This is a genomic window from Roseobacter sp. N2S (assembly GCF_031454055.1).
Taxonomy (GTDB): domain Bacteria; phylum Pseudomonadota; class Alphaproteobacteria; order Rhodobacterales; family Rhodobacteraceae; genus Amylibacter.
Genome location: NZ_JAVDQB010000010.1, coordinates 128,420 through 154,307 on the forward strand (window position 1 = coordinate 128,420; position 25,888 = coordinate 154,307).

Here is a 25,888-nt window from a genome sequence, read left to right on the forward strand (position 1 = left end):
GTTGGTTTTTGTTTTATCCCCAAAGCCCCATCAATCGAGGCAGATAGAGACTGATTTCAGGGAAGCGAACCAGCACCCCGAGCACGATTATTTCAGCAATAACAAAGGGGATGACCTTGCGGGCCAGTTCCCAATAACGCACACCTGTCACCGTGGACACGATCAGCAAACACCCCCCCAGTGGCGGCGACACAAGACCGATGCACAGGTTGAAACAGATCACGATCCCAAGGTGCACCGGATCAGCCCCGTTCGCCAAAGCCACGGGTGCCAACAGTGGCACCAAAAGCGCCAGTGCCACGGTCACGTCCAGCACCATACCCGCCAGAATGAACAGCACATTCATCACTACCAGATAACCCGCAGGACCAAGACCCATCTGGTCTACCAAAGCGGCCAGCGCCTGTGGAATACGTTCCAGCGAGGCCAGATGCCCGAATGCCGCCACGGCGCAGAGGATCATAAAGATCGACCCCGTCAGAACCGCCGTACGCGCAAGACTTTCGCGGATGTCGGCGAAATTAAGACCCTCGTAAAACCACGCCACACCTGCGGCAGCAAAGACTGCAACAGCCGCCGCCTCGGTCGGGGTCATCCAGCCAAACACGATACCGCCCACAATGATGATCGGCAGCGCCATCGCAGGCAGCGCACGCCCGATGGCAGGCAGGATTGGCGGGGCATCGCCTTTTTCCACGCGGGGGTGATCTTCGTACCACGCATACCACGCATTCACCGCAAACAGCGCCATGGCCAGCACCAGACCAGGCAAAATCCCTGCAATAAATAGCGCTGCCACTGATGTTTGCATCAACGAGCCATAGAAAATCAGAATGATTGACGGCGGCACAATCGGCCCGATAATCGAAGACGCCGCCGTGATCGCCCCCGCATAAGCCGCAGAATAGCCCCGCGCCCGCATGGCAGGCACCAAGGTGTTGGACAGCGCCGCCGCATCCGCCACCGCAGAGCCGGAAATCCCCGCGAAAAACACCGAGGTCATGATGTTCACATGCCCCAAACCGCCGCGCATCCGCCCGACCAGCGCCATGGACATATCAATCAGAGCCTTGGTCACACCGCCACGATTCATCACCTCGCCTGCCAGTATAAACAATGGCATGGCCAGCAGGGAAAACACGCTGATCTGCGAAAAAATCTTTTGCGGCAGCACCGCCAGATAGCGGGCATTATCGGTGGCGACAAAGGCCAGCACCGCCGCGCCGCCAATCACATAGGCCAGCGCCAGACCTGACACCAGCAATCCAATGGCTGCAACAGGGACAAACCAGATCATGCGGCATCCTTCAGGCGGGCGGGCTGTACCGCAACGGGGTCAAAGCCTTGGTCGGTGATAAAGGCAGGCACGTCTTTGCCCAGAACACTGGCCGCTGCGAATTGGGACAAGGCGGGCGCGCTTTGGATGCCATAGCCGCCCTGCCCCGCCAGCCAGAAGAAGCCCGGCACCGTTTCGGAAAACCCTGCAACGGGGGATTTATCCGGCACGAAGCTGCGCAAACCGGCCCATTTTGTTTCAATGCGTCGAATATCCAGATCAAAGGCGGTCATGATCCGATCCGCACAAATCGCCACATCCATTTCGTCAGGCTGGGCGTCTTGGGGCGTGGTCGGGGTTTCATCCGCCGGGGAAATCAACAGACGCCCCGCATCGGGTTTCAGATAAAAACCTTCGTCGATATCAATGGTGATCGGACCATTGCGCGCGGTAAAGCCTTGCGGCTCGGCGATCATCATGGCGGTGCGGCGTTTCGGAGTCAGATGTATCTGCTCGGCCCCTGCCAACTGGCCCAGCTGATCCGCCCAAGCCCCTGCGGCATTCACCACCAACGGCGCTGTCAGCACTCCCTTTGGCGTGGTCAGTTGCCAATCCGCACCGTGCCGATGCAAGGCCTCTACCGCCACATTGGTTAACACCTCACCGCCCCGCGCACGGAACAGGCGCAGATAGCCTTGATGTAGCCCTGCAACATCAATATCCTGACCTGCGGCGTCTAACATACCTTCCTGCGCATATCCGTCCCGCAACAGCGGTTGCAGATCACGCAGGGCCGCTGCTCCCAGCCGCTCAACCTTTGTTTCCGCTGACACCTGATCTATCAACCCGTCTAGCGTGTCGGTTTGATCCGAACGGGCGATCATCAAAATCCGACGAGGCGAAAACAGCGGCGCATCTACGAACCCTGCTGGCGGTGTTTCAAAGAACGCTTGTGAGGCGCGGGTCAGCGCGCGAATGGACGCAGGGCCATAGCTGGGGGCAAAAACCGCAGCAGACCGCCCCGTGGTGTGATAGCCGGGTTGTGCTTCCATCTCGACAAGTAAAACCTTGGCGCTGGCCGCCAGTTCCGCTGCGACCGAGGCCCCTGCAATGCCCGCGCCAATCACGATTACATCTGCGCGTGTCGTCGTCTGATCCATAAGTCCCCACTTGTGTCCGGCCGTGAATAACACTGCCGTCGTCAATATTCCTTATTGCCACGTTAGGGGATTCTTTCCCGTAATCAAGAATTTTTTCTACTATACGAAAATTATTTCTATTCTTAATTTACTCCTTTAAGATACCCCTGACATTTCAAGAAGGAGCCAGCCCCGCATGACGACACCCAAAGCATTGGGCCAACGGGTCAAAAGCCTGCGCAAATCCCGTCAGCTGACTTTGGCGCAGTTGTCCGATATTTCAGGGGTCGCCGTTTCTACGATCTCCAAGATCGAAAACGGCGCGTTGTCCCCGACTTTGGACAAGATTTTGCGGCTGGCAGGGGGGCTGGAACTGACCATTGGCCAGTTGATCGGCGAAGAAACCCTTGGCACGGAAACCGCCGCGCCTAACAGCCGCTTTCAACCTGCGCGTCTGGTGGATGCGATCCAGATTGATACACCGAACTATGAATATAACTATCTGTGTTCAGAACTGATTAACAAACGGCTGGTGCCAATTCGCGCCACAATCAAGGCCGGATCGCTGCAAGAATTCGGTCCGTTGGAACAGCACGGCGGCGAGGAATTCCTATTCGTTCTGGAAGGCGACATCGAAGTTCACAGCGAATTCTACGCCCCCCTGTCCTTGTCCAAAGGCGAGGGTGTCTATCTCGACAGCTCCATGGGGCACGCCTATGTGAACAAGACTGACACCAGAGCCGAAGTGATCTGCATCTGCACCGAGCGCCAGACCCTTAACCATCACGACGTCCCGCCCGAGGCTGCATCCTAAAGCAGATTGCGCGGGGTTATGCCTGCGTCAGGCGATAGGTCTGTGGCAAAGGCGCCAGCGATTCCGCCAGCGCGGTGATTTGCGCGGGGCTGGCACCTGTTAGCACCACATCAACCTGAGTTCGGTGCTGCGCATCCAATTGGATCGCCACAGTACAGGTCGTCGCAGGATCGCAATTTTTGGCAAGCTCTTGCATCACTTTTTCGGTAATTGCACGGTCCCGAAGGGCAGGTTTGAATATTTTGCCAACGGCAGTGACGGGCAAATCCTCTAGTATAAAAATACCGCGCGGACGGGCGGGTGGCTCGTGCAAATTTTCCTCGAGCATTTGTTTTAATGCAGGGATCAAAAGAGTCGCCCCTTTTTGGGGAACCACAAACAGCACGGGAACCTCGCCTGCGTATTGATCTGGCATACCAACAGCCGCACTAAGCAGCACATCTGGGTGGCGGTTCGCAACCTCCTCAATTGCGGAAGGGTCGATGTTATGGCCGCTGCGCACAATCAAGTCTTTTTCGCGCCCCGTCAGAACCAAACGTTCATCCGCAGTCAAATAACCGATGTCCCCAGTGGTCAACCATCCCTCGGCGTCTAAAACCCCTACAGAATGGTCCGCCTGCACATATCCCGAAAACACCTGCGGGCCGCGCACCTGAACCAGCCCGCTTTCCCCCTGCGCACACAGGCGATCCCCCAGAACGATCCGCGTTTGCGAATAGGGTGCCCGAAGCCCGACACTGCCCCGTACAGGACTGCCATACCCAGGATTAAATGCAATGGCCGCAGCAGTTTCTGTCATGCCATAGGTTTCGAAAAGCCACACACCTGTGGCCGCTTCAAACCGCTCTGCCACGGCATCCGGCAGGACTGCCCCCCCCGTCACCGCCATGCGCACCGAGGATACGTCATTGCCCGTTTCCCAAGCCGCAGTCATCGCCGCAATCGAGGTCGGCACACCGCTGACCACAGTGGCCGAAACAGCGGCAACCAACGGCCAGTAGTTTTGAATCACTTCGGGCGGACGCAACGCATAGGGCGAGGGCACCACCAGATGCCCGCCTGCTGCCAAAACCGACAGGCCCACGGTCATGGTGCCACCCACATGGAAAAACGGAAACCCGTTGATCACCGTGTCGGATTCATCATACCCAAACACCTGCCCGAACCCGAAAGCCGCGTGGATTTGATTGCCATGGGTCAGCGGGACCAGTTTAGGGCTGCCCGTGGTGCCGCCCGTGTGAAACAGCGCACAAACCGCATCGGGATCGTCTGTGGGTGTGAACTCCAATGCTTCAGTGTTAAACGATGCCAACAACGGCGCAAGCGGGGTAAAACCACCCGCCAAATCCGCATGTACCCTATCGCCTGCCGCCGCGCCGCCGATCACCAGAACATGCTGCAAACTCGGCACATCCCGCAAGATACCCTGCGCCCGATCCCAACAGGTTTGGTCCAAATCCGCCGCAGGGATCACTAGGATCGTCGCATTTTCAGCGTTCAACAGATCGACAATCGCCTCTCGGCTGAGAAGATAGTTGATGGTGCTGGCCACCCCTGCCACCTGCGCCCCCAACAACAGAACCGGCAGGTCAGGCAGGGTCGGTGTCAGAAAAGCAGCAACCCCGCGATTCTGCGACACCCCCAAAGCCCGAAACATATTTGCCGCGCGGGTGATTTCACCCAGCAGCGCACTATGGGTCAGCGTGACCGACCCCGCCGTGGTATCTGGCCTGCGCAAAACCGTCAGGGCTTTGCCCGTCCCGACCTGCTGTGCCGTTGCGCGAAACAGATCATACATATTGCGTGCTGTCACGACCGTGCGATAGGGCTGTGCTTCGATCTGGTGAATGTCCTGAATGGTTCGGACCGGCACCACAGGGCGGGTGGTTTTTAGCGTGCTCATGGGGATAGCCTTTGACGGTCCGGTGATGGGTTAACTGGTTTGGGGTGCTGGGCGGGTGTAACCGGCATGGGCCAATTCCTGCCGCCCCTGCTCGGCACCAGAATTGGGCACACTCTCTCCTGTCCGATCCTGAATGTCACCCCACTGCGTTACAACCCCGTCCGCCGCATCTGGCCCCTCGCCCACATAGACCCCTTTGGTCAATGTGATATTGGCAGTGGCAAAGGCGCCTGCCCCGGCACATAGAATCGTGCGCGTGGGCGCATCGTTTTGCAGCAAGGACAACAGGCCGGGGCTGACCCGCGCGGCCTGTAACAAATCCATTTCCGCCTGGGGTAGCAACCCTTCCAGCATCTGCGTCGCCGCTGTGGGCGCAATGCAATTCACCCGAATATCATCTCTCGCACCCTCAATAGCCAAAGTCTGCATCAACCCGACCAGCGCCATTTTAGCCGCGCCATAATTCGACTGACCAAAGTTGCCATACAACCCCGAGGACGAGGTGGTCATCACAATCCGCCCGAACCCTTGGGCGCGCATATGGGGCCAGACCGCTTTGCAGCAATGCACCGCCCCCATCAAATGCACATCCATCACCAACCGAAAATCTGAAAGCTCCATCTTAGCAAAAGATTTGTCGCGCAAAATGCCCGCATTGTTCACCAAACAATCAATCCGCCCCCAGGTATCCACGATCTGCGCAATCATCGCCTCGACGGCTTCGAAATCCGAAACTGACGCGGCAACGGACATTGCCTCGCCCCCTGCGGCGGTGATTTCATCAGCGACGGATTGGGCCTGTTCTGGGTTCAGGTCATTGACCACCACCCGCGCCCCATGGGCCGCCAAAAGCAGCGCATGTTCGCGCCCGAGCCCGCCCCCTGCACCCGTCACCAGTGCCACGCGTCCTGTCAGATCAACCATTGTTTTCTATCCTTTTTCAAACTCATCCTGCGGGAAACCCGACAGGTTTTTCTTATTATTCGACGGTATTCACTGGTTCATGCGCCAAAGAATTGGCGTTAGTCAAAATCCCGAACAGGGGCGGCCACGCCGACGTTCCAACTCCACGGGTGGGTTCCCTGCGCGCGCCTTTGGGCGAAATCTTCGTCGATCAGCACATAGGCTTCGCTCATCAGATCGTGGGTGATCTGCGGTGTTTGCGCAAAATGCAAGATCGCGCCACTTTCACTGTAATCCGGCCAGACCGGTGCACCTGTAGCACTTGGCCTACCACTGGCGGTAAAACTGCTCCAGTAGTCGCCAATGATGCGCGTCAGATCAGCTTCTTGTGGTGTGTCATCCGCCTTGGGCCAATTCGGCGGGGACTGGTCCATTGTGTCAAACAAATAAGCTAATTCGCAGGCGTGAAACCCGTGCAGGCCGCGATCCTGCGTGGCGGGATAGCCGTGATCGAAATAATAAACATAGGCTGGCAGACCCGCCTTCACCTGCGCCCGCGCCGCACTCAAAACCGTCCAGCCAAACAAGGCATCGCGGATCGCTTCCTCGGTGCTTTGCCTAATATCAGAGGCGGGGTAGAGCGCCAGAAACCTGTCAGACAGGGGGCCATAACGGGCGCGGATCATCGCTTCATAGTCTGTGGCGGTGTCAGGTAAAGGCGGCATCAGGAATTCCAGCGTCAGGATTTCTCCGCTGTTGAACCCTGTGATCAACGGCACCTGCGCGGATTGGCCGGTTTCCATCAGCCACAGCGGTTGGTCAGGCAGAACCAAACCATCGACCACACCTTGCGCCGCGAACCCTGCTTTATCCGCAGCAACAGCAAGCGCCTGCCCGTCCCATTCCCGCAGTTCCGCAATGCTACCCGCCCCAAGGGCCGCAAGAATTTGCTGCCCCGAAGCATGCCCGCTGCCCATTCCGTGGGTCTCTTCTTTGAGGCTTTGCGCAGCACAAATATGCCCGCTTTGGGCAATTGCGCGGGCAAAAAGCCCTTGGGCCGCAGGAGCGCACATCAGATAATACACACTTAGCGCCCCTGCAGATTCTCCGGCAACGGTCACATTGTCCGGATTGCCGCCCACAGCCGAAATATTGCGTTTCACCCATTCAAGCGCGGCGATCTGATCCAGCAATCCGTAGTTCCCAGAAACCCCGTTCGCAGATTCTGCGTCCAGTTCCGGATGGGCCAGATAGCCCAGAACATTCAGCCGATAGTTGATGGTCACCACAACCTGCCCGCGTTTGGCCAAAGCCGCGCCATTGGTCAGGGGTTCACTGCCCGCCCCGCGCAGCAAGTTGCCGCCGTGAATCCAGACAAACACAGGCAGGTCCTGCGCGTCTTCGGGCACCCAGATATTCAGGTTCAGACAATCCTCGTCTTTGATGGGAATGTCACATTCATAAACACTGCCTGCACGGCGACTGGGCTGGGGGCAGGCCGCGCCGAACCGGGTCGCATCACGCAATGTCTTTCTGTCCGGAACAGCAACCGGCGGACACCAGCGCCGTTGGCCTGTCGGAGGCAACGCATAAGGCAGACCGCGAAAGATGTTCAATCCGTCCTGCGCAACCCCTTTGGCGGGGCCAGCGGGAAACGGGGCGATTACAGTCTTTTGGGTCATTCAGCCCGCTCCTGTTAAGTTCAGTTTGTTTTGTTTAGTTTTTTATTGAAATGCTTAAATCAGATCACGCCCGCGTCCCGCAGGCGGGTCAGCTCGGTTGGGTCAAAACCTGCCCCGATCAGAACCTGTTCCGTATCCGCCCCCAAGGCCGAGGGGGCAGCCGCGGGATGCAGATTCACCCCATTGGCTTTGAACGGCAGGTTCGGCACATGCACGGGCGGATTATGCCCTGAAATCTGCATCTGCGAGACCAGATCACGGGCAGCGAACTGGTCTTCTTGCACCACCTCGTCAAGGCCGCGTACCCGCGCGGCAGGAACACTTGCCCCCGCCAAAAGGGTCTCCCATTCCGCAGCATCACGGGTCAGAAACAGGGCCACCAGCTCAGCGCGCAGTTCAGCGGCATTTTCATTGCGCGCAGCAACGTCTGACCAGCGCGGGTCAGACAGGATGTCGTCCCGCTCTACAGCGTTACACAACTGGCGGAACTGACGATCATTGTTGGCCGCCAGCATCAAAACCCCGTCCAAAGTTTGGAACGCCCCGGACGAGGCGCTTTGGCTCCAGGCTTCATTGCCGTTCTGCGCGGGCTGCCATCCTGCCGTCAGATGCTGCGTCACCAAGGACGCCATCAGCATCAAAGCCGTATCCAGCATCGCCACGTCCAGTTGCACTGCGCGACCTGTCCTGCGCACCTCGGTCAGACCAGCCAGAATGGCCATCGCCGCATTCATGCCCGTGGCATAATCCACATAAGGTGCGCCGACTTTGGTCGGGCCATCGCCCTCTTGCCCCGTGGTTAACATGATGCCGCACATGCCTTGGATCACATGATCATAGGCGGGTCGCTGGCGCAGGGGGCCATCCTGCCCATAGGCCGAAATGGAGCAATAAACGATGTCAGGGCGGATCGCGCGCACGGCGTCAAACCCCAGCCCCAAACGTTCGGCCACACCGGGTTTAAAATTTTCGACAAAGACATCTGCCGTCGCGATCAATCGCTTCAAAGCGGCCAAACCCTCGGGGGATTTCAGGTCCAGTGTGACGGATTTTTTGGCGGCGTTATGGGCCAGAAAATTCAGACCCATACCAAGGTCGCTAAGCGGCTTGCTGGGGCCGCCATTGCGGGTCCAGTCCCCTTCGCCGGGTTTTTCGATTTTCAGAACCTCTGCCCCCAGAAGCGAAAGCTGATAGGTGGCAAAAGGCCCAGCCAACACCTGACTAAGATCCACCACGCGCAGCCCTGCCATCGGACGAAAACCAGCCCCATCCTCCGCGGCTTTTGCACCCTCGGCCTCTGGCTCGCTGTTACCGCTCTGCTCTAACATGGTTTTCATTGCCTCCTCCTGTCTGACCCTATTCCAGTCAGAAAAATCTCCACCCTGTCTTGCCATAGGGGGTGAGGCACAATAAGAAAAATCAAAAAAATCTGTAATATGATAGGAAATTTTAATGGCACATTCCCCACAGCATCTGGACCGCCTGCGCCTGCGCCATATCCGTCTGCTGGATTTGATCAAGACCCATCGTTCCTTGCGTGCGGTGGCGCGGGATTTGGGTTTGACCCAGCCAGCGGTGTCACAAATGTTAAAGGATCTGGAGTTCGCCTTCGGGGCTGCGCTGGTGGATCGCTCGGTGCAGGGCGTAGAGCTGACGGCCATGGGGCGTCTGGCGCTGCAACGGGCCAGATCGGGTTTGGCGGTATTCCAAAACCTTGCCGCAGAATTGGACGAGGGCCTGCCCCCAGTGCTGCATGTGGGCACCAATCCCGCGATGATGTTCAACGTTATTCCTGCGGCGTTGAAAATGGCGCAAGGGGCGGGCACTGCCGTGCGCTACGCCCTGCGCACGGGGTTGGCCACAGACATGACCCGCGCGCTTTGGGACGGGGAAATCAACTGCTATGTGGGGCGGATCGACTGGGAAGTCGTCCCCCCTGAGATGAAAAACAGTCTGCGCCACGAGCATCTGTTTGAAACCGAACTGGTCGTTGTCTGTTCCGCCAGTCATCCTTTGGCCAGCCGCGCCAGTTTGCGGCCCTCTGATCTGAAAGATGTGACCTGGGCTTTGCCCCCCGAAGATTCCAAAAACCGTGTAGGACTGGCCGCCGCCTTTCGCAACAATGGTTTGGGAGAACCCCGCATCGCTGTAGAGGTCGCCGCCGACCCCAATGGTTTAATGAATATTCTACGGGAAATGCCGCTGCTGGCGGTTTTGCCCCGAATGGTCTTGAACACGCCCGCAGCAGGCACGCAAGTGGTGGCGCTTGATACGCCCTTCTTGCGGTTGCCCCCTGTGGAAGTCGGGTTTTTAACCCTTATCGAACACGAAGACGTCGCCGAATTACAAGCCTTGCGCGGCGCGTTGATTGCCACACTCGCGGGGAGTGTGATTTAAGTTTCCGCCGAATACCGTAATGTTAAGCCGTTATTTTCGTTTAAACAGCACAGGGCATTTGCCAATGCGATCCTCTACCAGTTCCAGCCAGGTTCGGGCGCTGTCTCGTTTAACCACATAAGCATCCAGAAACGCGCTTGTGACCATGGTCAGTGCCTCGGCCTGATAAGGCACGGTATGGCCTTCGGGCGTCATCCCGCCCAGATAATGGTTTGCATCATCCAGCACCGCCAGATACTTATCCCCCGCAGGCGCAAGGTCATAGGGTTCGCATTTCCAATGCCAGTCCTGCCCTTTTGCTCCACCGTCCTTTTCCCCCGTGACCGTCAAAACCGGCCCTGTCATATGGTCCCAAGACCCGTCGCGCAGACCCTGTTGATTCCGCCCCTGCCCGCTGAGAACCATGGCGGCAATGAATCTGTGATCTCGAAAATTGCGCGGGCCTTCGGGCAGGTCAATTTCCGCCCCTGCAAACAATTGGGCCGTATAGGCCCCAAAGGAATGACCCGCGATGGCCATTGGCAGGTCTGCCCCGCTGTTGCCCGTAGCCGCTAGGATCGCAGGCATTTGATCCAGCACGTTGTGCACAATACGCACCCTGTCGCGCCACTGGTCGGGGTCTAGCAGAATATCGCGCATCACTGGTCGCGCTTGAGGTTGGGTGCGCACCCAAAGCACCAGATCAGGGTCTTCGGGGTCCATGCCCAATTCGGGATGGGTCCGCGCCACAGAGAAAATGCTATCGGCGAAAGTCGGGTGGATCACCAGATACCCCTGCTCTGCCCAAACCTCAGTCAGCCCACCGTAGGCCGCACCGCTTGACCCCAGTCCGTGGCAGAATACCACCACGCCTTTGGCTTTGCTTTTGGCAGGGTAGCGACAGGTCAAAACCATGTCTGCACCCGACCCGTCCGGGATCGTCACTTGGTCAACAGCCACCGCGTAGGGGTCCATATTAATGTTCCAAGGCATGGTCATCTCAAATCCTCCTGTTGTTTTACGCCGCTTACACCGACGGCATTGTCCTGAACCAGAAAACACTGGGCCGTGCCGCCGCCACTGACGGGCAAGGCGGACGGGGCTTGGCTGTGGCAACGGGCCATCGCCACTGCACAGCGGTTGCGATAGGGGCATCCGGCATCCGCCGCCCGTGGCAGATCGCTGGCAGGGGCGGCGCGGCGCGCAGCGCGCCGTGCCCTTTGGCGGGCGGGGTCCAGCAACGGCACCGCATCCAGCAGTGCCTTGGTATAGGGATGGGCTGGTTGGTGATAGACCCGATCCGCAGGCCCCTCTTCCACGATATGCCCCAGATACATCACCGCAATCCGGTCCGAAATATGATGCACCAGCGCAAGGTCATGGGCGATCAACAGATAAGACATACCAAGCGCGTCGCGGCGTTCATACAGCAGGTTGATGATCTGGTTCTGGGTTGAAACATCCAGCGCACTGACCGGTTCATCCAGCACAATCAACTTGGGCTGCAACGCCAGTGCCGCCGCAATTGCAATCCTTTGGCGCTGGCCGCCTGAAAATTCATTTGGATAGCGCGGCAGATGGGTTACGGGCAGTTTAACCAGTTGCAGCAATTCCGCTGCCTTTTCACGCCGTTCTGCGCGGGTCAGATTTGTGTGAACCTTCAACGGCTCGCCCACGATTTGTTCAACCGTCATTGACGGGTTCAGTGACGAATAAGGGTCTTGAAACACCGCTTGAATTTTACGTCGCACATCGTCGGGATAGCCGTTCTTCAGGGTCGCAAGGTCCGTCCCGTCAAAGCGCATCACCCCAGAGGAGGCAGGCACAAGACCCAACAATGTATTGGCAATCGAGGATTTCCCCGAGCCACTTTCCCCTACCAAGCCAAGAGTTTGTCCTGCGCCAATGGATAAGGTAGCACCCTTCACGGCCTCAAACCCTTTGCCCCCCGTGCCCAATAGGGACCGCCCGCCATAGGTGACGCGCAGGTCTTCGATTTCCAACAGCGGTGCGGTCATAGCGTGGCCTCTAGTGTTAAAGCATCAGCGCGGGCGCAGCGCACCAAACGGGTGTCACCTGTCAACGGGACAGGCGGGCTACAGGCGGTTGCAGCATAAGGACAGCGCGCCGCAAAGCGACAGCCCGCAGGCCAATGACCCGGTGTGGGAACCGATCCACGGATCACCGGCAAGGGTGGCGTGCCGGATGCACCATGGGGCATCGCAGACAACAACCCCGCCGTATAAGGGTGCTTTGGCCCCGCAAATAAATCATCCACCGCAGCCGTTTCAACGATTTCGCCGCAGTACATCACGGCGATACGATCACAAACATCTGCGGCCACTGCCAGATCGTGGGTCACAAACAACATGGCCATGCCGAAATCATCTTGCAGGTCGCGAAACAGGTCCAGAATTTCCTGCTGCACGGTCACATCCAGCGCGGTGGTCGGCTCATCCGCGATTAACAGTTTCGGGCTGCACGACAGCGCCCGCGCGATGGCAATGCGCTGTGCCATGCCGCCCGATAATTCATGGGGAAAGGCCCGCGCCTTTTCGGCGGCGCGCGGAATCCCGACACGGTCGATCAGTTCCACCGTTCGATCCCAGGCGGCGCGGCGTGACAGGCCTTGTTTGACGCGCAGAACCTCGGAAATCTGATTGCCCACGGTAAAGGCAGGGTTCAGGCTGGTGGTCGGGTCTTGAAACACCATCGCCACATCATTGCCCCGCGCCTGTTCCAGTTCGGAACGGGACAATTGCATCAGATCGGTACCATCGAGCAAAACAGAGCCGTTGGTGATCCGCCCGCCCGCACCGATCAGCCCCATCAGCGCCAAACCTGTGACCGTCTTGCCAGAGCCGGATTCCCCCACCAGCCCCAAGGTTTCACCCTTGGCAATCCGAAAGGACATATCTGTGACCACGGGAACTTCGACACCACCTTTGGGCGAGATCATCACCTCTAGCCCGTTCACTAACAGGGCGTCGCTGTCTTGGGCCAAAAGCGGCGCACTGCTGGCCACAGCCACTTTTGCTGCCTCTACAGATTTCGCAGCCGAGGGCGCACGAATGCCCTGCCCGATTGAATCGCGCAGCACATCCCCCAGAAGATTGACCGCCAGAACCGTCACCACAATCGCCAAACCCGGCGGCACCGCCAGAAACGGGTTCAGTTCCATATAGGCCGCCGCCGTATTCAACATCGTGCCCCAACTGGCCTGCGGCGGTTGCACACCGATGCCGATGAAACTTAACCCCGCCTCGGCCAGCAGAACCGCGCCGACGGTCAATGTGACCTGAACAATCAAGGGTGGTGCGATGTTCAAAAAGATGTGGCGCACCAGAATACGCAAGGAAGATGCGCCGATCACACGGGCGGATTTCACATAGACCTCTTCGCGCTCTGCCAGAACAATAGACCGTGTCAGCCGCAGAAAGGACGTGGAATACAGGATGCCAAGGGCAAACATGGCGCGGTGCAGGCCAGTGCCCAGAATGGCGATGATCACAATAGCCACCATAATGCCAGGGATCGACACAATCGCCTCGACTATGCGCATGGTAATCCAGTCCCACCAGCCGCCGCGATAACCGATAAACAACCCGATAGGCACGCCGATCAGCACCGCAAGGCCGGTGGCCTCAACAGCGGCAACCACTGCAATACGGCTGCCAAAAATCATTCGTGACAACACGTCCCGCCCCAGATCATCGGTGCCCAGCCAATGGGCGGCAGACGGGCCTTGTAGCGCACCGATTAAATCCTGTTGCAGCGGATCATAGGGCACCAGCCATTCCGCGAACACAGCGCAGATAATCAGCGTTGCCAGCACCAGTACTGACGGCACAACCACCACCAGAAACGATGGTTTCATCCAGTTAGGGCGCATATGGCGCGGGGCAGCAGAGGCAGACATAGAAGCATCGGTCATGAGGAACGCGCCTTGGGATTGATAAGACCATACAGAATGTCAGTCACCAACTGGACCAACATGACAACAAGAACCAGCACCAGAACGATACCTTGGATCATCGGAATATCCTGCTGACGCACTGCTGCAATCGCCAGCGAGCCGATGCCGTTGATGGCAAAAACCTGCTCGACAATCAGCGCGCCGCCCAACAGCACAGTGATCTGGAACGACAGAACCGTCACCACAGGCACCAGCGCGTTTTTCAGCGCGTGTTTGAACACCACCCTGCGCGATGAAAGCCCCTGCGCCCGCGCCGCACGGATGTAGTCTTTTTGCAGCACCCCCACCATGGCCGACCGCACCTGCCGCGCAATCGCCGCACTTGTGGAAAGCCCCAGCGCAAGGGACGGCAAGGTGATAGAGCGCAGCCATTCGCTTGGGGAGTCTGACAGTTGCACGTACCCCGTGGCCGGAAACCAGCGCAGGGATACCGCAAATAGGGACGCAAGGATCAGCCCCAACCAGAAGTTCGGGATCGCCTGCCCGATGGTCGCCCCAAGGGTCGCCAGCCGATCAATCAAAGACCGCGGCCGCAGCGCCGCCGCCACCCCGGCGCCCAGCCCGACAATCACCGAAATCAGCACCGATGCAAATGTCAGCGACAAGGTGGCAGGCATCCGCAAAAGAACTGCATCCGTCACCCGGACAGAATTGAAAAACGACGTGCCCAAATCCCCCTGCACCGCCTTGCCCAGCCAGTCAAAATAGCGGGTGACGAAAGGCTGGTTCAATCCCAGCCTCTCGCGGACCTCGGCGTATTGCTGTTCCGAACCGCGATCCCCGATGATCAAATCCGCAGGATCACTGGGCAGCAACGCAGTGAAGGAAAAGGTCAGGATCGAAACGATCAGCAACAGGGGAACCATAGCCAGCAACCGCTGGCCGATCAGTTTTAACATGTCCAATTCCTTCGTGCGAAAAGGCGTCTTTAGTTGTTGACGCGCAAACCACGGAAGTAAGGCGTATCCGTGCCGGGGCGGAATTTAACGGTGGCATTCGCGGCCACAGCATCTGACGCACCAAACAGGATAGGCGTGGTTGTGATGAAAATCATATAGCTTTCATCCGCCAGCTTTTCGAGCATTTTGAAATAGATCGGCGCCCGCTCGGATTCTTGGGATTTGCTCAAACCAGCCGTGCTTAGCGCGGTCAATTCAGGGTCTGGCACAATCTTGAACGGATTGAAGACCGCATCCTCGGCCACATAATACGTGGTCATGAATTTTGGATCGATGGCGTTGTTCCAAACCAGATTGGTCGCCGGAAAATCCGTCGTCCGACTGCGCCGCGCCAAGGTGCCTGGCTCAACTGTCTGGATGTTCATGGTGATGTTGATCTCTTTCAAGAACCCCGCCACGGCCTCTAGGCGGGACGCAAAAATCGGGATCGACGGGATGGTAAATTCAAACCCGTCCTCAAAACCCGCCTCGGCCATCAAAGCCCGCGCTTTTTCCAGATCATAGCCATAGCGCCCGTTTAACGCCGGATCATGCATCCACAGGCCCTCGGAATAGGGCTGGGATGCGGGGGTGGACAGGCCAAATTCAATCGCCTTGGAAAAAGCCTCGCGGTTGATCGCATAGTTCATCGCCATGCGCACTTTGGGTTCTGCAAAGGCCGGAACAATTGTTCCTTCGCGGTCCAGAATAGACAGGTGGTAGGTGGTCCCGCCTGGCTGTTTCAGCAGCTTGATCCCCGCCGAACGGTCAATAATCGCTGCCTGCGGCGAAGACAGAAAAACCGCCAGATCAACCTGACCCGTTTTAAGCGCATTCAGACGGGCGGTATTGTCGGGAATTTCGGAAATCTCGATCCGTTCAACCCCTTGATCCTCTGGATTGCGGTAGTTCGGGGTCGGGATGTAAACATGCAACTCCCCCTCACGGGATTGATCAGCGGCATGGATAAACGGGCCGGTTCCCACAGGATTGCGATCCAGTGCAGGATCCTTCAGCGCGGTTGGGCTGACCATCATGCCAGCGGTGCCTGTCAAAGCCTCAACTATAGACGGATCAGGGCTTTTGAGCGTAATCGTGATCTGGTTTTCACCCGTAACTTCAGCCTTGGCCGCCAGTTTCAACGAGGCATTCACCCCCAGCTCAATCACCCGATTGATATTCTGCGCCGCAACTTCAGCGGTGAAATCCGTGCCATCAGAAAACTTGATCCCGCGTTTCAACGTGACGGTAACCTGCGTGCCTTCACTGGTGTAGCTTTCCGCCAGAACGGGGATAATCTCGCCATTTGGGTCGCGGTCAAACAAGGCCTGATAAACAGGGCGCAAATAAGATGTGCCGCCACCGGTATGCTGGTGGGGGTCCATTGTGATCAGCTTGGCTTGGTCCGCGAAATGGAACGTCCCTGACGGCGCCGCCACAACAGGTTGGGCCAATAGCGCAGCACTTGTCCCAGCTGCCATCGCAAGTGTTCTGAATGTAAATGTCATATCAGGCCCTCCCAGCCCGTAATTTCCTCTGGCAGAGACCTATCCCGAGTATAGCGATTATGAAAAGTTAAAAGTTTCTTGCATGTGAAAAGTAAAACTAACCACCTTAACGGAACATATCGTGGTGGTGTCTTAGGTAATGAGAAGGGCGTGATTGTGAGGTTCAATCACAAAGTTAGGCACTTGCGGATCATGTGTGCAGCTGCAATTCACTGACAGTGCGGCAGAAGCTGAGCTGAAGAATTTGAACAGTGTTGTCTCGTTAACGCGCCGAGTCTGCCAGTTGGCATGCCAAACGTCGTTCAATCGACGTTTGCCGCGGATTTCCACACTTCAAATGCTTTGAGTCGGTGATAGCGGAACGACAGCGGACTGGTACGGAGAAGGAATTGCGGGTTTCAGATTGCATCGAGGCGAACAACTGTAAACGACTTGGTGGACTTGTCACGGTTGCGTTCCGGTCTCTAAACTCATTTAGGCAGCCTGTTGTTCGAAGGCCAAGGGGTTTTTCCACCGAGCGATGAATGACGCCGCCGTGGATTATAGAACCCATTGATATACTGGAATATCGCTCCTTCGGCTTGCCGTCTGGTTTCCCATCGGTTCCGCCAGATCAGCTCTGCCTTGAGGGAATTGAAAAACGTCTCAACCATAGAATTGTCATAAAAATTGCCCTTGCCGCTCATCGAGACCTTGAGGCGGTGCGTGGACAGACATCGTTGATAGTTGTGAGAACAGTATTGCGATCCACGATCCGTATGATGAATGCAGCCCATAGGCGGGGATCTGAAGGCTATAGCCATCTTCAGCGCCCGGATCGCAAGAACCCGCTTCATGCGGATACTGACGGCCCAGTCGATGACACGGCGGGAAAACAGATCAAGGATGACCGCCAGATACAGCCCGCCCTCACTGGTCCAGATATAAGATATATCACCTGCCCATTTCTGGTTTTGGCCATCTGCAATGAAGTTTTGATCCAGCAGATTGGGCGCGATGTTGCTCGCGGACATGCGCCAAGATCACCATATCGTCGCGCTGTCTGCGGCTCATTGGGTTACTCCGCCATACACGAAACCCCCGCGATGTGACCTGTATGATGCGGCAGAGAAATTCTACAGGCCAAACTTCTTTCCAGGCATCGATAAAAACAAACCTAACCGCCTTTAGCCTGCAAAGAAGATTGCCGCCTTCCTAAGGAACAGCGATGTCAGCCTCTGGTGGCAATTCTAGTAAATCATAGCCAAATGACTTGGCACGGCGTTTGAGATTGCCAAGGACACGGTATCGTTCCTCGTAATGAGACGCGCCGGGGTCTTTGTAGGTCATGCCGTGTCGAAGGGTGCTGTAGACCAGAACGGCGATCCTGCGCGCTGTCGCTGTGAACGCTTTTGGCCTTACCTGCCCGTGCCGCCAATCTCCGGCAGAAGGCCCCCAGAGCGGTATCGCTGCGCCAGATCGTGACAGCGGCCAAACGCAATAGTGCCGCCGCTCGGCTAGAAGATCGTCTTGTCCGCGATGACAGCACCTTACCGCCCACTGCCTTCTCACACATGCTTGCATGTGTGAGAAGGGGATATCTTGTTGCCCGGTGCCAGACAAAGCCAAGACGTGAAGTGTTTAACGCTTGGCCATGCGCGCAGATCAGTGCAGCATTCGCCAACCAGCTTGAGCAACAGGGACGGCCCCATCCCATGGATTTGGGTCAGATCAACGCCGAGAACGCCAAACAGCGCGGCCCGCACGTCAAACGAAGGCGTGCTGACATGCTTGGTCTTGGTGCGCAGGCGCGGCAACTTGCTGAGGTCATGTTCGGTGCCCGCGCCCAATGCCGCCAGCGCCGCCTCAAGATGACGACCACATTCCAGCATCTTGGCCCGATAGAAGTCATAAAGCTCCAGCGATTGGGTCAGCCAAAGATGTGTTCTGGTCGGTCATTGCCGTTCAGGGCGGTTTTGATCGTCTCAACCGACGCGCGGCACCTCACATCGCGGTAGGATGCCAACACACCCGAATCCCGCTCACCTGCGACAAGGGATTGAATAACGCCATTGAAGGATCACATCGGCCGACCCGCAAGCGGGAGAAGGTTTTCGGCCGTTTCAAGTCTCACCGGAGGCCCAGCGATTTCTCTACGCACATGACCCAATCAATCGAATCTTCCGTCCTCGCCGTTACAGCCTCACAGCAACCTCACACCGCCACACCCAGGCCGATGCCTTCAGCCTCTGGGCCGACGACACCGCCGACATGGCGGCGTAATCTAACGATCAGTGGGACTGTAAAAGCCCGAAACAACAACTTGGCGATGCCGCCTCAACACGCCCCGCCTCTTTCCGCCCGCGTTGAGCGTAATGCCTAAGAAACGTTCTTGGCAATCTGAACGCGTTGATGTCGATGGTCACGAACGAGAGCTGTTGCGCCCAGAACGTTTAATCAACCACGCGCAGAATACCATCATATACGTCGGGATCCGGGTATCCTAAATAGCTGGTCGCCATGTAGCGATGTCCCAAGGCTTTGGAGGTCTCAAATTGGTTTAGATAGGCACAGCTGTCCGCATGAGCGCAACGCGCCTCCCCCTGTTCGCAAAAGCTTTCCCGGATGTTCAGCCCCAATCGTACCCCGCGCTCGACCAATTCGGACTTACGGCACATCTTTTGATCGGGAACGTTCGGGTCCGTCGCGGAGCGACCGCGGATCACATGGGCTTTGCCTTCAAGCTCATGTGCATGCAGCGCAGCCTCCTGCGAAAGCGCCAGTGTGAGAGCGTGAAACACGATCGGATCGTTCCCTCTTAAATCCCCAAGAAGTTCGCGCGCGACACGCGCTTTTACCGGCACCAGGACTGGCCGCGATGACTATTGCCGGAATTGGAGCGCCTTCCGGGACCTCTCCAATCTGGGCAAGGTTTTGAATGGCGCTTGTAAGGGCCGTCTTCAAGTCAGACTCCGCGTGAGCCAACTTAGTGAACATCGTGGTCAGCGCAGGGGCCTTCACCTGAAACGCGCCATGTCCACCAAAGCGGCCAGCCAGATCTCGGGGTGGGAGGGTGTTTGACATAATCGGTCCTCGAATTGTTGTATCAAGGACATCGGTCGATCAATGTTGTCTGGGAAATTTGCGGATCGAAAAAAGTGTCATACGGGTTATTAATTCCTATAACCCGCGTGACACCAAAGTCTTGCTTGGCCGGTTTTTTCATTCGCCACAACATCGTCAAATATTCGGCCCATTTTCGCACCAATATTGCGCCAGTTAGCGGGGCCTCCTGACTTCGAAGTCGAACAAAATCCATGGCGAGAAGACTATGCAAGCAATTTGCCCGTACTGCAAAATCCAGTTCACCCAGCGATGTAGCGACCAGAAATTTTGCCAAAAAGGCTACCGGAGCCTGTTTGGGCAAAAGAAAGCCCGCGCCCAAACACCCATGAATTCAAAGAACAGCTGTGACAAGTACCACAGCTATCTCGAGCTATTCGACCGCATGATTGTCCTTACTGAGCTTTACCACAAGACACCCATTGATCAGCTGCTCGGATTCTTGCGCGATCTGGCCGCCGCCGCCCGAGCAGGAGATTTCAAGTTGCGCGCAGTGCTGTCCAATCTAGTTCTCATCAATACCCGAAATAGCCGTGACTCATATGCGCGGGCCCTACTGCACAGGCATCGATTTCCGTTACCTATTGGCAAGATCGTCGACCTGTATTGTCGGCATTTTTGGAAGGCTTCCGGCCGCACGGTTGTTTCTGGCGCAGCCCCCCAGCCAGAAACAGGTGTCGTTGTTGACGCGCCAAAGGCGTTGGTAAGCTAAGCGCATGTTGCTTTTGATCGACCTCTCTTCGTGAGGTAGGCCCACCAAACCTCAAAACGTCTTCACCGTGTTATATATATTAGAATCCCACTTTAGGAGCGCTAGGAATCCGCTCGTCGAACACTTCTTGCGAAGAGTGCAGAGGTGCGGGGCCTATCCTTTCCAACCCGTTCAGTCCCAGACGGGTGGGAAAGGATAGGCCCCGCACTGAATAAAAGAAAATGAGTAGTGGGAGCGCGGCGGCTGGCTGTCGCAATTTGTACTTGATACAGAAGACAAAACCCCACACCCAAATACTTACACAGACAGAGAAAGACAGTCTTTGCGGCACCGCCGCGTTGTTCCCTGCCCTGCTTGTGGGAGGGGACAACGTGCCGGATGCCACTGAGAAAGCCTGCATAAACCCCGATCTCGCCCCCCCTCGCTGGATAAGTGTGCCCAGTAGGCGAGTTTGCTTAGGTTGATGAAAACTTTGCGGCACTACCCGCCTGATACCACCCAGAGCAAAACCTGCCAACACTAGGCCGGACAACACCCTATGCAGGGTACAGTTCAAACGGTTCCAGCCCTAGAAATGACAGTTCAATTTGGCCGTCTGCCATGCCATCTGCGGCATCAAATTCTGCCAGTGAATCGCCTCCGCCGTAGATAACGTAACTTCCGCCGTTACTGGTGGAGCTGCGAGCGGCGCCGATCAGAATATCTGCAACACCATCCCCATTCACGTCGCCTGACATTGACACCGAACTGCCCACAAGGTCGTATTCTGCGCCGCCTTTAAAAACAAAGCCGTTTGTCCCGTCCAGTTCGGAGACATCAACGATTTCTGTAAATCCGCCTGCTTTGCCAAAGACCAAAAATGACTGGCCCGCATAGATTAGTCCGTCAGGACTGGACCTGCTTGCGCTGATCATCAGGTCATCAATTCCGTCATTGTTGACGTCGCCAGCAGAGGCTGCGGAAAATCTATCATTTTGCTTGGCACCGCGATAATGCAGGTGCAGACCCTCTGTGGCATCCAGTTGGTTAAGGTTCACGCGGGCCTCAAACGGGTCGGTGCTTCCGTAAACCACATAGACCTGCGAAGTTGAGTTGATCCTTGCATCCACAACAAGCATATCGTCAACGCCATCCCCGTTTACATCCCCCGCAGCGGAAACAACACTTCCAGAAAGGGAATTTATTCCGCCATAATGGGTCACGACGAAGCCGTTGGTTCCGTCAAGGTCGGCCATATCCAGCGTTGCAGTGCGGGCATCTTTGGTTCCAAAAACCACATAACTTTTGCCAACATTAGAGTAATCGTCCACATCGGATTGCATGGCACCAACGATTATGTCGTCAATTCCATCGCCGTTAACGTCCCCTGCCGAAGAAACTGAACTGCCCATAGAGTCCCCTTTATCGGCGCTGAACAGGGCATAGCCGTTTGTCCCGTCCAATGTGCCAAGGTTAAGGTTGGCATCAAAACCTGTATCAACCCCATAGACCACAAAGGCCTTCTTACCGGACCCGCTTGACGGGGCGCCGATCAGAATATCACTGATCCCGTCGCCGTTCACATCCCCTGCAGTGGACACAGAATAGCCGGCGTTGTTCTGATAGCCCTCGCCTTCCACCCCGAAGCCGTTCGTGCCATCCAACGTTTCAATATCCAAACTGGCCGCAAAACCCGAAGCGGTGCCAAAAACCACATAGGTTTTACCAGCGTTGTTTTGTAGCCCAACATTGACCCCGTAAGCCCCGATCAAAAGGTCATCAAACCCGTCGCCGTTCACATCGCCTGCAGCGGCTACAGAAGCGCCAAAGTAATCGCCTTCAGCGACACCATTCATGGCAAAGCCGTCGGTGCCGTCCAGGGCACCAAGATCAACGGGTATCGCACGATTATCCCTGGTCCCAAACACCACATAGGTTGTGCCAGCAGAATTTTCCCCATTAGGATCGGCCGTTCGCGCGCCGATCAAAATATCGTCGATATCGTCGCCGTTTATATCGCCTGCAAAAGACACTGCGGTTCCCACCCCGTCGTTCACGCCCCTGCTATCCAGACGGAAGCCATAAAGCGTGGGCTGAACCACATCACTGTTACCTTCTACTTGAAAGGTAACAGTCCCCCAACCGGTTTTACCATGACTGTCCGTAACAACGATATTAACTGATACCTCGCGGGTTTCACCAACCCCAAGGTCCTGAAAATCTGTTCCCGGATCAAAGGTCAACACGCCGCCGTCAATGGAAACGCTGCCCTCTGACGGGGTGTTAGACAAAGAATAAACAAGCGTTGTGCCATCATCATCGTCATCGATATCATCGGCAAAACCCATAAGATCAACAGTTACAACAGGCCCGTCTTCTACTGCACTGAACGTAGTGTTTTCAAAAGTCGGGTAATCATTATATCCGGTGATTTCGACAGTTAAGGTGGTTGTGGCTTTGCCGTTTGGGCTGGACATTGTATAGGTCAGTGAATCCAATACCGTGGCACCGCCCGCCAGTTGCTGCAAGGCAGGTACGGTATAATCGCCAGTATAGGTATAGCTGCCGTCCTTTTCGATCTGAAACACGCCGTAATCTGTTTCAATGGCGGTCCCGACCTGCGCTTTTTTGCTCCCCACAGCAACTATTTTTAGGGCGTCAAACGGGTCTTCGGCCCTGTCATTGTCCAACAGGTTGCCAGACGCGCTGTTCCCCGCATTGATTGAAACCACATCAGCTGCGGCTGTCAGCCCCTTTGCGCCAACAACCATATTGGCTTCCTCAATACCCACAAGCGTCAAGCCAATTGCTTCGAACGTAAAGCTGGTTTCAGTGTTTCCAAGCGCCAGCTGCCTTTGGTAAATTGAAAACCCTACCTGAAAGGCAGTAGACGCTGCCAGTTCCGCATCCACGAAAAAGCGTACTCTGTCATAACCATCACCCCCGTTGTAAAGGCCGCTCGCGTCAGTGGCGTTAGAAGACCAAATCAGCAGATCGTCCCCCGCGCCGCCATAGACAACGTCAAGCCCGTTTCCGCCGGTCAGCCCGTCATTCCCATCGCCGCCAAACAAGGTGTCGTTTCCTGCACCACCCCATAGCCTGTCATTGCCGTCAGCGCCTTCGATCTGATCATCTCCACGGCCCCCGTCAATCCGATCCTTACCAGCATGACCCCACAAGATATCTGCCCCAGCCCCGCCAAGAATCGAGTCGTTGCCCCCGTCGCCGCTAATCGTGTCAGCCCCTGCCCCACCGCTAAGCGTATCAGCCCCGCGGCCGCCGTAAAGCATATCACTACCGCCGCCTCCAAACAGGGCGTCATTGCCATTGCCACCAGTCAGCACGTCCTTTTGCGCGCCACCAACCAAACGGTCTTTTCCACCCCCCCCGTTCAGTGTGTCTGCACCCCCACCCCCTGTCAGGGTATCGCTGCCATTGCCGCCAGACACCACGTCCTGACCACCCCCGCCAAACATCTTGTCATTTCCGCCGCCGCCAAACAGCAGGTCGCTGCCGCCTTGTCCCAACACCTGGTCGCTCCCGACATCGCCCCAAAGACTGTCACGCCCATTCCCACCTTCAATCGTGTCAGAGCCTGCTTCACCAGCGATGCTGTCTGAACCGCCTTTACCCAACAACCGGTCTGCCCCTGCGCCGCCGGATAGTGTGTCATCGCCACCACGCCCATTGATGCGGTCGTCGCCTTTGCCCATCTGGATCAGATCCGCTTTGCCCGACCCTGAAATGACCTTACTATCTGTGCCATCATAGATTTTGACTTTACCCGCGTATTGCCCCAGTTCGATTTCATAGGCGCCATATTCACTGTCAACGGAAGCTTCCACCGCGACAAACATCGCTTCGGTTGCATCAGCTTTGTAGATCAGGAAATCACGCCGCGGAGTCATGCGCAGCCCGCCTGTATCAAGATACAGGCTTAGATCCAGCGCAGTCATATCATCGGACAGGGATTTTGATGTGATCACATAGGTGTATCCTTCGACAACACCCCCGTCGATCCGATACCAGTCTTCTTCGCCAAACTGGTTGATGCGGGCGTCTGGATCTGGCTCTTCGATTTGGCCGGTTTCTTTGCCGGGCCGCCCGATAACATCCGGCGTTAGCGTATTGCCGCCTCGATCATCCGCAGGGGTGACCCAAACCGTATAGCCCCCCGTATCGCGCTGTCCTGTTAGCGGGTTGACCGCCCCTTGGACCGTGATTGCTGCCTCAACCTGTTGGCCCGGGGTCCAATTGCCCTGCTTTTCCAAGGAAACCCCCGCAGTGGCCACACCGCCTGTGGTGGAATTGCCCAAAGGTTCAAAATGCCCCGAATTCAGCCACAGCCCGCTTGGAAGGTTCACATCCACGTCGATGTAATCAAGCGGATCCCCTAAAACGGTGCCATCGGCGGTGGCAACATGAATATCGTATTTAAAGCCCGCCCGTAACGTGATGTTGAAAACATCTTTGTCATCGGGCACTTCTATCACGCCGGATTTAACCTGATCCGGTGAAGTCAGAGAGGCGGAAAGTTCTTTTTCAAAACGCCCGCCGTTAGCAACATCATTGCCCCAGTCATCAACGATGAAATCTGTTCCATCCCCTAGGACGACAGAAACTTGATAGGTGTAGGTTTTATTTTCATCAATGGTATTGGCCCCGTAATAAGGCTCGAACGCCCAAACTGGGGCGACATACCACCCCGACAGATCTGCTGGGCTGTAAATAGTGCTTAGCAGGCTGTCACTTTGCGCAGTTTCCAAGGTAACGCGCGTGTAATAATCCGCGTAAACACTGTCATATGCGGCAATCTGGATCGCATCTTTACCAGCGTAGGTGTCAGCCCCCGTTGGCCATTGAACCCCAATCGGTGCGAAAGAAGTAGATTCAATATCCAACGATCCAATCGCCGTTGAAAGGGTCTCATCCGTGGTCGTGACAATGATCGTATAAACGGAATCGTAATCAGCCCAGAACGAAAACCACCCCCCAAGGTCCGCTCCTGTCGACGTAACTGTATAGGTGTTTCCAACCTCCAAACGTGTTGGAGAGGACGGATTGTCTGCTAAATCGTACATAATATGCGTGCCTGTATTCACTTAAACTGTGGGAGTCCGGCAGCGTTACCACCGGATACTACAAGGCAAATGAACGCATACAGACCAATATCTTTGTGCATCATTACAATCGGATACAGGATTATTGTCAATCGCTTCGGGAAAATGAATGGAATTGTAATAGACGTCTAATACACGCGCGACAAAGCCATTCTGAGTGAAAGGGAAAAGATCAAGAAGAAGACTATCCCCCTCTCGGGATCATGCTACGCATTGCCCTGTCGGGCAGTGGAAAGGATCAAACGAAAGACACTCGAAGCGCGACGCTAACAATAGTTAGTGCATAATCAACCTTGAAGAGTGCATGAGCATCAATGCAATCGTTTCTTCAATAAAGTGTTATACCATAACCTATATACACTGTTTTCTCATATATTAACATAAACTTTATTATACGCCAACGAGTTGTACCCGGGGCAGATTCTAAACTGGGTTGCGACGGTGTTGTCACATTAACGGG

The 25,888-nt window shown here is 56.3% G+C and carries 17 protein-coding genes and 2 pseudogenes; 4 read left to right on the top strand and 15 right to left on the bottom strand.

Annotation, left to right across the window (positions count from 1 at the left end; all coding sequences use genetic code 11):
• Nucleotides 1-13: 13 nt before the first annotated feature.
• Both GGE09_RS19195 and GGE09_RS19200 read right to left on the bottom strand, forming a co-directional pair.
• Nucleotides 14-1,297, bottom strand: coding sequence for a TRAP transporter large permease (locus GGE09_RS19195; protein WP_309747805.1), 1,284 nt, complete (start codon nt 1,295-1,297; stop codon nt 14-16).
• Nucleotides 1,294-2,436, bottom strand: a complete 1,143-nt coding sequence (locus GGE09_RS19200) for an FAD-binding oxidoreductase (RefSeq protein ID WP_309747806.1) — start codon at nt 2,434-2,436, stop codon at nt 1,294-1,296. Before GGE09_RS19200 ends, GGE09_RS19195 begins: the two co-directional genes overlap by 4 nt.
• Nucleotides 2,437-2,611: 175 nt before the next feature.
• Between GGE09_RS19200 and GGE09_RS19205 the strand changes: the two genes are divergently transcribed.
• Nucleotides 2,612-3,229, top strand: coding sequence for an XRE family transcriptional regulator (locus GGE09_RS19205; protein ID WP_309747807.1), 618 nt, complete (start codon nt 2,612-2,614; stop codon nt 3,227-3,229).
• 16 nt (nt 3,230-3,245) lie between these two features.
• Here the strand turns inward: GGE09_RS19205 and GGE09_RS19210 are convergent, their stop codons facing one another.
• From GGE09_RS19210 to GGE09_RS19225, 4 genes are all read right to left on the bottom strand, one after another.
• Nucleotides 3,246-5,132, bottom strand: a complete 1,887-nt coding sequence (locus GGE09_RS19210; RefSeq protein WP_309747808.1) for an AMP-binding protein — start codon at nt 5,130-5,132, stop codon at nt 3,246-3,248.
• Nucleotides 5,133-5,162: 30 nt separating this feature from the next.
• Nucleotides 5,163-6,056, bottom strand: coding sequence for an SDR family NAD(P)-dependent oxidoreductase (locus GGE09_RS19215; protein ID WP_309747809.1), 894 nt, complete (start codon nt 6,054-6,056; stop codon nt 5,163-5,165).
• A gap of 98 nt (nt 6,057-6,154) precedes the next feature.
• A complete protein-coding gene (locus tag GGE09_RS19220; RefSeq protein ID WP_309747810.1) occupies nt 6,155-7,717 on the bottom strand; it encodes a carboxylesterase family protein in 1,563 nt (520 codons plus the stop codon).
• Nucleotides 7,718-7,776: 59 nt separating this feature from the next.
• Nucleotides 7,777-9,054, bottom strand: a complete 1,278-nt coding sequence (locus GGE09_RS19225; protein WP_309747811.1) for a CoA transferase — start codon at nt 9,052-9,054, stop codon at nt 7,777-7,779.
• A 115-nt stretch (nt 9,055-9,169) separates the two neighbouring features.
• Here GGE09_RS19225 and GGE09_RS19230 point away from each other — a divergent pair, with 115 nt between their 5' ends.
• Entirely contained in the window at nt 9,170-10,114 is a 945-nt protein-coding gene (locus tag GGE09_RS19230) for a LysR substrate-binding domain-containing protein (RefSeq protein WP_309747812.1), read from the top strand.
• Between the two features lie 30 nt (nt 10,115-10,144).
• Here GGE09_RS19230 and GGE09_RS19235 read toward each other — a convergent pair whose 3' ends face one another.
• The 7 genes and pseudogenes from GGE09_RS19235 to GGE09_RS19265 all read right to left on the bottom strand — a co-directional run bounded on the left by GGE09_RS19235 (nt 10,145) and on the right by GGE09_RS19265 (nt 18,386).
• On the bottom strand, nt 10,145-11,092 hold the full coding sequence (locus tag GGE09_RS19235; RefSeq protein WP_309747813.1) for a hypothetical protein: 948 nt from the start codon (nt 11,090-11,092) through the stop codon (nt 10,145-10,147).
• Nucleotides 11,089-12,111 carry an oligopeptide/dipeptide ABC transporter ATP-binding protein gene (locus GGE09_RS19240; RefSeq protein WP_309747814.1) on the bottom strand — a complete coding sequence of 341 codons (1,023 nt, stop codon included), beginning with the start codon at nt 12,109-12,111 and terminating at the stop codon, nt 11,089-11,091. Before GGE09_RS19240 ends, GGE09_RS19235 begins: the two co-directional genes overlap by 4 nt.
• Nucleotides 12,108-14,027 carry a dipeptide/oligopeptide/nickel ABC transporter permease/ATP-binding protein gene (locus GGE09_RS19245; protein ID WP_309747815.1) on the bottom strand — a complete coding sequence of 640 codons (1,920 nt, stop codon included), beginning with the start codon at nt 14,025-14,027 and terminating at the stop codon, nt 12,108-12,110. The genes GGE09_RS19240 and GGE09_RS19245 overlap by 4 nt, the downstream gene beginning before the upstream one ends.
• Complete coding sequence (locus tag GGE09_RS19250) at nt 14,024-14,968, bottom strand: ABC transporter permease (RefSeq protein WP_309747816.1); 945 nt, start codon at nt 14,966-14,968, stop codon at nt 14,024-14,026. The genes GGE09_RS19245 and GGE09_RS19250 overlap by 4 nt, the downstream gene beginning before the upstream one ends.
• A gap of 29 nt (nt 14,969-14,997) precedes the next feature.
• On the bottom strand, nt 14,998-16,515 hold the full coding sequence (locus GGE09_RS19255; RefSeq protein WP_309747817.1) for an ABC transporter substrate-binding protein: 1,518 nt from the start codon (nt 16,513-16,515) through the stop codon (nt 14,998-15,000).
• Between the two features lie 474 nt (nt 16,516-16,989).
• Nucleotides 16,990-17,697, bottom strand: a pseudogene (locus GGE09_RS19260) (IS3 family transposase); the annotation flags it as partial.
• A gap of 365 nt (nt 17,698-18,062) precedes the next feature.
• Nucleotides 18,063-18,386: a transposase gene (locus GGE09_RS19265; protein WP_309747818.1), complete on the bottom strand. Its 324-nt coding sequence runs from the start codon at nt 18,384-18,386 to the stop codon at nt 18,063-18,065.
• Between the two features lie 161 nt (nt 18,387-18,547).
• Between GGE09_RS19265 and GGE09_RS19270 the strand changes: the two are divergent.
• A pseudogene (locus GGE09_RS19270) lies at nt 18,548-18,777 on the top strand (IS6 family transposase); the annotation flags it as partial.
• A 170-nt stretch (nt 18,778-18,947) separates the two neighbouring features.
• Here GGE09_RS19270 and GGE09_RS19275 read toward each other — a convergent pair.
• The gene (locus tag GGE09_RS19275; RefSeq protein WP_309747819.1) at nt 18,948-19,358 is read right to left on the bottom strand and encodes a hypothetical protein; all 411 of its coding nucleotides are present in this window, start codon (nt 19,356-19,358) and stop codon (nt 18,948-18,950) included.
• A 467-nt stretch (nt 19,359-19,825) separates the two neighbouring features.
• Between GGE09_RS19275 and GGE09_RS19280 the strand changes: the two genes are divergently transcribed.
• Nucleotides 19,826-20,329, top strand: coding sequence for a hypothetical protein (locus tag GGE09_RS19280; protein WP_309747820.1), 504 nt, complete (start codon nt 19,826-19,828; stop codon nt 20,327-20,329).
• A gap of 536 nt (nt 20,330-20,865) precedes the next feature.
• Here the strand turns inward: GGE09_RS19280 and GGE09_RS19285 are convergent.
• A complete protein-coding gene (locus tag GGE09_RS19285; protein ID WP_309747821.1) occupies nt 20,866-25,389 on the bottom strand; it encodes a VCBS domain-containing protein in 4,524 nt (1,507 codons plus the stop codon).
• Nucleotides 25,390-25,888: the final 499 nt, after the last annotated feature.

What these genes read in the sequence shown, in the direction of transcription:
- GGE09_RS19195 (WP_309747805.1), bottom strand. Translation starts at nt 1,297, where the DNA reads ATGATCTGGTTTGTCCCTGTTGCAGCCATTGGATTGCTGGTGTCAGGT.
- GGE09_RS19200 (WP_309747806.1), bottom strand. Translation starts at nt 2,436, where the DNA reads ATGGATCAGACGACGACACGCGCAGATGTAATCGTGATTGGCGCGGGC.
- GGE09_RS19205 (WP_309747807.1), top strand. Translation starts at nt 2,612, where the DNA reads ATGACGACACCCAAAGCATTGGGCCAACGGGTCAAAAGCCTGCGCAAA.
- GGE09_RS19210 (WP_309747808.1), bottom strand. Translation starts at nt 5,132, where the DNA reads ATGAGCACGCTAAAAACCACCCGCCCTGTGGTGCCGGTCCGAACCATT.
- GGE09_RS19215 (WP_309747809.1), bottom strand. Translation starts at nt 6,056, where the DNA reads ATGGTTGATCTGACAGGACGCGTGGCACTGGTGACGGGTGCAGGGGGC.
- GGE09_RS19220 (WP_309747810.1), bottom strand. Translation starts at nt 7,717, where the DNA reads ATGACCCAAAAGACTGTAATCGCCCCGTTTCCCGCTGGCCCCGCCAAA.
- GGE09_RS19225 (WP_309747811.1), bottom strand. Translation starts at nt 9,054, where the DNA reads ATGAAAACCATGTTAGAGCAGAGCGGTAACAGCGAGCCAGAGGCCGAG.
- GGE09_RS19230 (WP_309747812.1), top strand. Translation starts at nt 9,170, where the DNA reads ATGGCACATTCCCCACAGCATCTGGACCGCCTGCGCCTGCGCCATATC.
- GGE09_RS19235 (WP_309747813.1), bottom strand. Translation starts at nt 11,092, where the DNA reads ATGACCATGCCTTGGAACATTAATATGGACCCCTACGCGGTGGCTGTT.
- GGE09_RS19240 (WP_309747814.1), bottom strand. Translation starts at nt 12,111, where the DNA reads ATGACCGCACCGCTGTTGGAAATCGAAGACCTGCGCGTCACCTATGGC.
- GGE09_RS19245 (WP_309747815.1), bottom strand. Translation starts at nt 14,027, where the DNA reads ATGACCGATGCTTCTATGTCTGCCTCTGCTGCCCCGCGCCATATGCGC.
- GGE09_RS19250 (WP_309747816.1), bottom strand. Translation starts at nt 14,968, where the DNA reads ATGTTAAAACTGATCGGCCAGCGGTTGCTGGCTATGGTTCCCCTGTTG.
- GGE09_RS19255 (WP_309747817.1), bottom strand. Translation starts at nt 16,515, where the DNA reads ATGACATTTACATTCAGAACACTTGCGATGGCAGCTGGGACAAGTGCT.
- GGE09_RS19265 (WP_309747818.1), bottom strand. Translation starts at nt 18,386, where the DNA reads ATGCTGGAATGTGGTCGTCATCTTGAGGCGGCGCTGGCGGCATTGGGC.
- GGE09_RS19280 (WP_309747820.1), top strand. Translation starts at nt 19,826, where the DNA reads ATGCAAGCAATTTGCCCGTACTGCAAAATCCAGTTCACCCAGCGATGT.
- GGE09_RS19285 (WP_309747821.1), bottom strand. Translation starts at nt 25,389, where the DNA reads ATGTACGATTTAGCAGACAATCCGTCCTCTCCAACACGTTTGGAGGTT.